13 protein-coding genes are annotated in these 7,801 nt (G+C 35.9%); 12 read left to right on the top strand and 1 reads right to left on the bottom strand.

Annotated features, from left to right (window positions below; translation table 11 throughout):
* The first annotated feature begins 82 nt into the window (after nucleotides 1-82).
* The 6 genes from ACGH6Q_RS11685 (at nucleotide 83) to ACGH6Q_RS11710 (ending at nucleotide 3,481) form a co-directional block, all read left to right on the top strand.
* Nucleotides 83-265, top strand: coding sequence for a hypothetical protein (locus ACGH6Q_RS11685; RefSeq protein WP_411592898.1), 183 nt, complete (start codon nucleotides 83-85; stop codon nucleotides 263-265).
* Nucleotides 252-803: an acetyltransferase gene (locus ACGH6Q_RS11690; RefSeq protein WP_411592899.1), complete on the top strand. Its 552-nt coding sequence runs from the start codon at nucleotides 252-254 to the stop codon at nucleotides 801-803. The genes ACGH6Q_RS11685 and ACGH6Q_RS11690 overlap by 14 nt, the downstream gene beginning before the upstream one ends.
* 162 nt (nucleotides 804-965) lie before the next feature.
* Complete coding sequence (locus tag ACGH6Q_RS11695) at nucleotides 966-1,910, top strand: hypothetical protein (protein ID WP_411592900.1); 945 nt, start codon at nucleotides 966-968, stop codon at nucleotides 1,908-1,910.
* Nucleotides 1,911-2,006: 96 nt separating this feature from the next.
* Nucleotides 2,007-2,207: a helix-turn-helix transcriptional regulator gene (locus tag ACGH6Q_RS11700; RefSeq protein WP_034914929.1), complete on the top strand. Its 201-nt coding sequence runs from the start codon at nucleotides 2,007-2,009 to the stop codon at nucleotides 2,205-2,207.
* Entirely contained in the window at nucleotides 2,207-2,620 is a 414-nt protein-coding gene (locus tag ACGH6Q_RS11705; protein ID WP_411592901.1) for a hypothetical protein, read from the top strand. The genes ACGH6Q_RS11700 and ACGH6Q_RS11705 overlap by 1 nt, the downstream gene beginning before the upstream one ends.
* Nucleotides 2,621-2,719: 99 nt before the next feature.
* Nucleotides 2,720-3,481, top strand: coding sequence for an antA/AntB antirepressor family protein (locus ACGH6Q_RS11710; protein WP_411592902.1), 762 nt, complete (start codon nucleotides 2,720-2,722; stop codon nucleotides 3,479-3,481).
* Between the two features lie 304 nt (nucleotides 3,482-3,785).
* Here ACGH6Q_RS11710 and ACGH6Q_RS11715 read toward each other — a convergent pair whose 3' ends face one another.
* Nucleotides 3,786-3,959 (bottom strand): hypothetical protein, encoded by a 174-nt coding sequence (locus ACGH6Q_RS11715; RefSeq protein ID WP_176700243.1) that lies wholly within the window; start codon nucleotides 3,957-3,959, stop codon nucleotides 3,786-3,788.
* A gap of 130 nt (nucleotides 3,960-4,089) precedes the next feature.
* Between ACGH6Q_RS11715 and ACGH6Q_RS11720 the strand changes: the two genes are divergently transcribed.
* From ACGH6Q_RS11720 to ACGH6Q_RS11745, 6 genes are all read left to right on the top strand, one after another.
* Nucleotides 4,090-4,665: a host cell division inhibitor Icd-like protein gene (locus ACGH6Q_RS11720; RefSeq protein ID WP_411592903.1), complete on the top strand. Its 576-nt coding sequence runs from the start codon at nucleotides 4,090-4,092 to the stop codon at nucleotides 4,663-4,665.
* The gene (locus ACGH6Q_RS11725) at nucleotides 4,658-4,885 is read left to right on the top strand and encodes a hypothetical protein (RefSeq protein ID WP_411592904.1); all 228 of its coding nucleotides are present in this window, start codon (nucleotides 4,658-4,660) and stop codon (nucleotides 4,883-4,885) included. The genes ACGH6Q_RS11720 and ACGH6Q_RS11725 overlap by 8 nt, the downstream gene beginning before the upstream one ends.
* Nucleotides 4,878-5,099 carry a hypothetical protein gene (locus ACGH6Q_RS11730; protein WP_411592905.1) on the top strand — a complete coding sequence of 74 codons (222 nt, stop codon included), beginning with the start codon at nucleotides 4,878-4,880 and terminating at the stop codon, nucleotides 5,097-5,099. The genes ACGH6Q_RS11725 and ACGH6Q_RS11730 overlap by 8 nt, the downstream gene beginning before the upstream one ends.
* Entirely contained in the window at nucleotides 5,086-5,277 is a 192-nt protein-coding gene (locus tag ACGH6Q_RS11735; protein ID WP_411592906.1) for a hypothetical protein, read from the top strand. The genes ACGH6Q_RS11730 and ACGH6Q_RS11735 overlap by 14 nt, the downstream gene beginning before the upstream one ends.
* Complete coding sequence (locus tag ACGH6Q_RS11740; RefSeq protein ID WP_411592907.1) at nucleotides 5,270-5,644, top strand: hypothetical protein; 375 nt, start codon at nucleotides 5,270-5,272, stop codon at nucleotides 5,642-5,644. Before ACGH6Q_RS11735 ends, ACGH6Q_RS11740 begins: the two co-directional genes overlap by 8 nt.
* A 10-nt stretch (nucleotides 5,645-5,654) precedes the next feature.
* On the top strand, nucleotides 5,655-7,801 hold a 2,147-nt coding region (locus ACGH6Q_RS11745), incomplete at its 3' end, for a primase-helicase zinc-binding domain-containing protein (RefSeq protein WP_411592908.1).

A 7,801-nucleotide genomic window follows, 5' to 3' on the forward strand; every position in this document is an offset into this window, starting at 1 on the left:
AGTTAAATACATATTGATATAACAAAATAGAGCTATATAATATTACACAACTTGTGTAATTGTACTTTTTAGGAGGCATAATATGGCTACATCATCATTTAGCAAAACGTTTGTTTTGGCTGAGCCTCGTGACATTAATGTATTTCAGGAACTAGAGAAAGCACAAAGTACGATAAAAACTCGCGAGCGAGACGATAAAGTAGAATCCCAAAAAGCAGTAAACTTATTTTCTAAAGTTTTAACCCGAAAAAATGCTCACGGTTAATCTAGATGAACTTATTAATGAATATGACGAGGAGGAAATAAAAAGCCTCCTTTGTTGTTTTTCTTGCCCCAGAAATAAGGATTTACAAGATTTCTTATGTAATTCAGCAATAGAATTTAGCAAAAGGAACGTATCAAAAACCTATCTTATTATCAACGAAGATAATCTTGATATTCTCGCCTATTTTTCTTTAGCATTTACATCAATACAATCAAGTAATTTTGAAATATCTAAAACATTAGTATCTAGTATGGATGGCTTTAATAAGCACGCTACAGAAATAAAAGTTCATTTGATTGGTCAAATTGGTAAAAATTTCGCAATTGAAAATAATCCTATAAATCTTGGGTTAATATTACAAGAAACTTTCACGATAATTAAACAAATCCGCGCTATGGCTGGCGGTAGATTTGCTATATTAGAATGTAATAATAATCCCTCATTGATAGCACTATATAAAAAATACGGATTTAAAATATTGCCTACCAAAGAAGATGGTGATCATCTTATCACTATGTGTATAAAAATTCCTGATTAGTAGCCTCAATAATTTCATATCTAAAATAATTTTATGTATATAAACACAGTGCTATAATGTACCTAACTGTATATTAATGTATTATTTGCGTCTAGGCTGATCCCCGAACATTCGCAACCCTAGCGAACTGGCGCAAATATCTATTAGGGGCGTGAGGGGCGTATGGCATTACCAGAAAGACGGTTTTACACTTTAAATAAAGCTGTTGATAAAATTAATAAAGTTATTAAAAATAGAACTGTAGATACTGAAGATTTATTATATTTTGCTTTTGAAAAAAAATTAGAATTATGTGTTCATTATTATTCTCCTAACTCAGCAGGTAAATGCGGAAATATTTTTATTCAAGCTGAAAATGATGTTGATCTCGATTTGCTGCCTATGCTATTCCCAGAAGAAGGTAATTTTAATGATATTATTAAAACTGAATATGGTAGAATAAATTGTAATTTATTTTATAGAAGTGAAGAACTAAAGAAAGAATTTCCAATCTCATCCTATAATTATCAATATCCTTTCGTTAATTCTGACTCAGATATATTTTATATTCACTCTTTGTTGGCGATAGATTTATCTACCATTCAATATCCAATCATCGATGATATAATAATAAATAAATTCTCTCTTCCTGCTGAGAGTTGGGCTATTTCTGTTGATACTTACCGTCTTTTGAAAGAGCATAATGAATTAGACTTACTAAAAAGTATTAAAGTTAATGCTATTGTTGAATTAGATGATCCTGTAAAACTATCTCCAAAACAGATGTTGATAACATCTAATGAATTAGAAAATTTTTTAAATGGGAAAGAAAAAATAGAGTCTAATTTTGTTAAAAGCAGTTTCATAGGTAGACCTGAAAATAGTTTTAAAAAAGATATTATTGAAATAGCAAAATTAACAAGAAAGCAATTTCCTACATGTTCAGGTAAATCATTATCTCAAAAAATATATGATTATTTTAATCATCTACCTGAATTTCCAAAGCGTGGGAGTATTGAACAGTATATATCTTTATCAAATGAACTACCTCGACAAATAGAAAGAGATTTAAAACTGAATTACGAATTAGTCATACCAGAACATTTAAAACACTTAAAAAATAAATAAACTATTAATTTATTAATTAATTATTTATTTATCTGTTTTTATATACGGCGTTTGGTACAGTTACCTTGTTTTATAAACTTTTAGATGAGGTAACGAATGACCAACCAAATCCTATCCAAAAAAGAAGTAAAAGCCTTACTTCACTTCAAATCTGACACTAGCCTTTATACGCTAGAGCAGAAAGATGAAACCTTTCCCCAAAAAATAAGAATTGGCTTGCGCCGTGTTGGCTATCGAGCTGATGAGATTTATTCTTGGCTTGAATCTCGCAGAGTAGAACGTCGAGAGGTAGCATAATGGTGATAAAACAAAACCCTTTATATCGCGAAATAATAAAGGGCTTGCATTGGAATCTTGACGCTTCCAATAATAGCCAATCTCGCTATCAGTGTCTACCTAAAAAGCCGAGAGCTTACCTATTAATTGCGTGTACTGGTGACAATGGTATTACCGAAAATGAGATATTGCGCACCTGTAGGCTTTCTAGTGGTAGAAATTACTGTTCAGAACTAGAAAGAAAGTTAGGCATCACATTAAAGCGCATGGATGAACCCAATACCGACGGAATAGGCTCACACTATCGCTATTACCTAGCCAATAAGGAAGATGCTCAAAAGGTGGTTAATCTGATTCTTAGTTATGAAAATAGCTTATTAACTGAATCGGATATCAGCCAAATTTTAGCGCTTTATCCAAGCAAAGCAGCTTAATTAATTGATTTTATAGCAAAGCTCATTTTTGAGCCGACGGAATCCCTTTGCCTAAATTTAGCTAAATGGGGAATAAATAGACAGATTAGGAATAAAACAATGACAGATTTTAATAATTTAGTACCAGTAACCGAAACACAATTAAACGGTAAATTACAGCAAACAGTTAGCGCAAAGGCTTTACATAATTACTTAAAAGTAGGAAATGATTTTTCAACATGGATAAAGGGAAGAATAAAAGAATATGAACTTATTAAAAATGATGATTTTTTAATCTTTGATTCATCAGAATTCAGGAATCAAAGTACAAATAATGAACAACAAATAAAATGGACAACTAAGCGAGGTGGAGATCGTAAAAGTACAGATTACATCCTTACAATCGGAACCGCTAAAGAATTAGCAATGATTGAAAACAACGAGAAAGGACGAGCAATAAGAAAGTACTTTATACGTTGTGAAGAACACCTTAAAGAAATCGCTCCAGCAATCCAAAAGAAAGCACTTAATCGATTAAAAGCGCGTTTAGAAGTCGCAGATTATAGCCGTCCTATGTGTGACGCTTTAACAGAGCAACGTAAAGCACTGGGGAAAAGCGCAAATAACACCGTATTTACTAATGAATTCGATATGATTAACCGCATCGTATTAGGTACTACATCAAGCAAATACAAGAAAGCCAATAATCTTACTGGTAATATTCGTGACCACCTAAACGAATTTGAATTAAACCATATCGCATACCTTGAGAACGCAAATATAACATTAATCCATATTGGTTACGACTATCATCAGAGAAAAGCCGAGCTAATAAAGTTATCTCATGCTTATTTAATCCGTCATATGGCACAGGTGGCTTAATTATGATGACTACACACCCATTTAACGCCTTAGCAATAGGACAGTATACCCAAGCCCCAAATAATCGCTTAAATTGCTATTTTAACGGAATTAACGCCATCCAAAAGGTGAAATCATTCTTCTTGGTTGGCAATAATTCTAGTTTTCAGTCAAAAAAGCCTATTTCAGTGGAAACCAGTGTAAAAGTACGCACTAAGTACGCAGTGAAAACCGTTTTTTTAATGCGTACTAATCATTGCATGGGGTTGAATTTTAAAAGTAGGTTTATTGAGTCCATAAAAAGAAACCACAAGAAACTTGATTATTATGCTTTAGGTATAATTCCTCGTGATTGTAATTCTTTTCTTAAAACTCTTTTAATCCAAGTAGCCAAGCTAGTATCGCCATCTTTCATAGCTTCTTCTTCTAACTGTTGCCGAAATTCTTCGGTTAATCGCATTTGGTATTGTGGTGATCTTTTTTCTTTTGGTGTTGACATGGTAATTACCTGATATTATTATAATTACACGGTAACGACCATTATAATGGTCGCGCCCCAAAAAACAATAGCCCAGAGAGTTTGCACCTCAATGAGCTATCTAACCACAAACATTAAATGGAGTAATGCTATGGCTAACCGCTATGATAGCGCACACCTATGCGCAAGACAATCCAAACCATCTAAATCAAGTAAAAAACACTTGCACAATCTCAATCATTCGGGCTATATTGATAACGCCTTAGCAAAATCTAAGGTCAGGATTGGAACCCTGAACAGTTACTTGGCGACACATGACGCCCAAAGCGTCTTTTTTTGTGTCAATGCTTGCGCACACCTATTTATCAATATTTCTTCTATGGTGGCGTTAGTGGGGCATCCGAAAGGATGGCTGGGTCACCAAGTAACCAGTAGTTCCAACCCTGCTAACGTCACCGCCAACGAGATTGGAACCTCTAGCGGTGATTATGTAAATCATTACTTGGAGGCTGTCACTATGACTACGATCCCTACCCCTATTATATCCACTCAAAAACTATATAAATTTTATGACCTATCAACGGCTCAAGTAGTCCAAACAACGGCAACAACCGAACGCCAAGCACGCAAGAGCCTAGGCAAATCATCCCTTATCTTTATTGCCAGAATTCGCTTATATCCAGTCATTGAAGACACTAGAAGCTTTGGAGGTTACAGCCATGAATAACGATCAGTTAATTTGTAATGTTGAATCTAAACTTATTCAAGTTCGCAGCATGGCTAAAATTGCCTTAGATAATACTAACTATAAGTGCGCAGGATATGACGAGCCTTTTATCGAACAAGCCGATATGAGTAATTTACTGTGGGTTATTGTTGATTTAGTAGAGCAAGCTTTTGATGAGTTACAAGAGTACGGGTTAACGGAGGATAAGAATAATGGCTAATATCTCACTGGACGCAATAAATACTATCAATACAAAACTAGGACAAGCCAACGCTATCACCACGCTTTTAATGGTGGATTGTGATTCGGATACGCCAATTAATGATGAGTTACGCGCCTATGCCCTTAATGCTGTATCAGACTTGATTAACGATTCTAAAAAGCTATTTAGAAGCGAAACCGAGCGCAAGGAGGCAAAGAATGAAAGAGTTTGATTTTGTCCATAACGATGACGGCACTATTACCGTATTAAGGCTTAAAAATGGCAAATATGTAGCACTACTTTCTTTTGGCAAGGATGAAATCTCTGATTTACTTGCTGATGTCACTAAGCGACTACCGCCCGAAGTTAGGCGATACATGACACAAATTAAGGGGGTAAATCATGGATAATCAGCAAGAAGTAACAGCAATTCATCATAGTATCGTTGATTCTACCATGGCGATTATAGCAGGCTTATTTTTAATTGAGCAGATTAATAAAAACGGTGCCAAGGTGTTTATTCATGAGGGTATCAAGATTGATATTGACAAAGATTTAATTGTTTTAGGGTTAAAAGTTGGCCTTGAAGAATGTTTGATTGAAGACTTTGGCGAAAGTGAGGGGTTAAACCGCACCTATGGACTATTAAAAAAGATGTACGCCGAAAGTGACGATAAACCTATGGCACTAACGCAATTCGGGCAAGAAATGCTTGCAACGTTATTTATTGATTTAGCCGAAGATATCAAAGCTGAATCTAACGCGATAATTCATTAAGGGGGATGTAATGAAAATCAATGAAATTACAGCCCAAGCCGTAGGTAAATGGGATTATGTCTTTCAATCATTAGGTATTGAAGTGGGTAATGGCAAACATTGCCCTTGTCCTGTCTGTGGGGGTAAGGATAGATTTAGATTTGATAATCAAAATGGTAGAGGTACGTACATCTGTAACCAGTGCGGTAGTGGTGACGGCTTAGAGCTTATCAAAAACTATTATCACTGTGACGCTAAAGAAGCATCGAGTAAAGTAGTGGAGTGTTTAAATCTGTCTAATCAGAATAACCAAATACGGGAAAATCTCGCATTTAGAAAAATAGATTCCAAACAATTACATAACGATAACATACCAGATAATCCCGTATGTAAAAAGGTCGAGTATTTGCTATCTAAAGCTACATTAGGGCAATCTCAATACCTGACTAAGAAAGGGTTAACCTTTGATTTGCCCTTGTTAGATAACGGGCGCATTTTTGTGCCCATGCTGAATCTTCATAATGAATACGCAGGCGGTCAATTTATTGAGCTAGACGGCAGCAAGCACTTAATGAAAAGCTCGAGCAAAAAAGGGGCTTTTATTTTAGCTACCTCAATTTTGAGTAGACCTGCCGAGGTGTGCGCAAATTTGCTCGCACATAATGAAATTATTATCTGTGAGGGTTTGGCTACAGGGATATCGATAGCGGAATTCCGCCATCAGGCTATTGTTATATCCGCCATTGACGCAGGCAATCTTATTCATGTAGCTAAAGACATTCGTGAGTTAAACCCTACCGCTAAAATCATTATTGCAGGTGATAACGATATTGGTCAAAGCCCTAATACGGGCTTAGCTAAAGCAATAGAGGCAGCTCAAGCGGTAAATGGTTATTACTCCGTTCCTGATACAGATTATAAATGTGATTGGGATGATTATAGGCAACAACTTGGAAGCGATAACGCTTTGGCTCATTTTAATAAAAACCTCATAAAACCAGAGTTACCCACCGTGACAAAACTTAACATGCAAAACGAGTTATCAAGTATGAACCTATCGCAAATGGCATCAAGTCAACGGGCTGAACTGCTCAATCAATATTATGATAATAACCTTGCAATTAATCTTACTACCGATGAAATCTATCACTATCAAGATAACGCATGGCAACCTATAAGCGATAAACTATTAATGCGAACACTAGCCGATTTATTCACTCAATCAGGCGAACCTTTTAACCCTATGCGAATTAGCTCAGCGGTTGAATCGCTCAGGTTATCACTGCCTATAATGGGAACACCTCAGAAAGATTTAATCTGCTTTAAAAATGGCGTATATGAGCTAAAAAGCCAAACCTTTAGACCTCACAATAAGCAAGATTGGTTATTAGTCAGTAATGATATTGATTACTACCCTGCCAAAGAAAATGAATCTTTTGATACTCACGCGCCAAACTTCGCTAAATGGCTAAAAAGAGCATCAGGCAATCAAGATAAGGCTAAAAATATCTTGGCTGCGCTATATATGATATTGGCTAATCGCCATGACTGGCAATTATTCTTAGAGGTTACAGGCGCAGGCGGTAGCGGTAAAAGTGTTTTTGCTGAAATTGCGACGATGTTATCAGGTAAAAACAATACTGTAATAGGCACTATGGACGCATTAGAAAAGGCAAGGGACAGAGCCTTAATCGTGGGTTACTCATTAGTCATATTACCCGACCAACCGCGTTATATGGGCAGTGGTGCAGGATTAAAAGCAATTACTGGCGGTGATGAAGTAGCAATAGACCCAAAACACAAGCAACCCTATTCTTGTAAAATCCCTGCGGTAGTCTTGGTTATCAATAACGAGGCAATGAGATTTAACGAACGAAATGGAGGTATATCACGGCGTAGGGTTATCTTTCACTTTGGCGAGGTCATCCCTGAAAAAGAGCGAGATTTAAACTTGGTTAGCAAAATAGAGCAAGAGCTCCCCTCAATTGTGAGGTTGCTATTAAATGAGTTTATCAATCCAACAGAAGCTAAAGAAAGACTACACCAGCAACAACAATCAGACGAAGCGACGGCGATTAAACGTGAATCCGACCACTTGGTAGATTTTTGTAGTTATCTTGATGCGCTTGATTATCCCAATGGTATGTTTATTGGCAATATGGGAATAATGCCCTTTAA

It is taken from the genome of Gilliamella sp. BG2, from assembly GCF_046635645.1.
Lineage (GTDB): Bacteria > Pseudomonadota > Gammaproteobacteria > Enterobacterales > Orbaceae > Gilliamella > Gilliamella bombi.

Coding starts and splice junctions, on each gene's coding strand:
- ACGH6Q_RS11685 (WP_411592898.1), top strand. CDS start 83: ATGGCTACATCATCATTTAGCAAAACGTTTGTTTTGGCTGAGCCTCGT.
- ACGH6Q_RS11690 (WP_411592899.1), top strand. CDS start 252: ATGCTCACGGTTAATCTAGATGAACTTATTAATGAATATGACGAGGAG.
- ACGH6Q_RS11695 (WP_411592900.1), top strand. CDS start 966: ATGGCATTACCAGAAAGACGGTTTTACACTTTAAATAAAGCTGTTGAT.
- ACGH6Q_RS11700 (WP_034914929.1), top strand. CDS start 2,007: ATGACCAACCAAATCCTATCCAAAAAAGAAGTAAAAGCCTTACTTCAC.
- ACGH6Q_RS11705 (WP_411592901.1), top strand. CDS start 2,207: ATGGTGATAAAACAAAACCCTTTATATCGCGAAATAATAAAGGGCTTG.
- ACGH6Q_RS11710 (WP_411592902.1), top strand. CDS start 2,720: ATGACAGATTTTAATAATTTAGTACCAGTAACCGAAACACAATTAAAC.
- ACGH6Q_RS11715 (WP_176700243.1), bottom strand. CDS start 3,959: ATGTCAACACCAAAAGAAAAAAGATCACCACAATACCAAATGCGATTA.
- ACGH6Q_RS11720 (WP_411592903.1), top strand. CDS start 4,090: ATGGCTAACCGCTATGATAGCGCACACCTATGCGCAAGACAATCCAAA.
- ACGH6Q_RS11725 (WP_411592904.1), top strand. CDS start 4,658: ATGAATAACGATCAGTTAATTTGTAATGTTGAATCTAAACTTATTCAA.
- ACGH6Q_RS11730 (WP_411592905.1), top strand. CDS start 4,878: ATGGCTAATATCTCACTGGACGCAATAAATACTATCAATACAAAACTA.
- ACGH6Q_RS11735 (WP_411592906.1), top strand. CDS start 5,086: ATGAAAGAGTTTGATTTTGTCCATAACGATGACGGCACTATTACCGTA.
- ACGH6Q_RS11740 (WP_411592907.1), top strand. CDS start 5,270: ATGGATAATCAGCAAGAAGTAACAGCAATTCATCATAGTATCGTTGAT.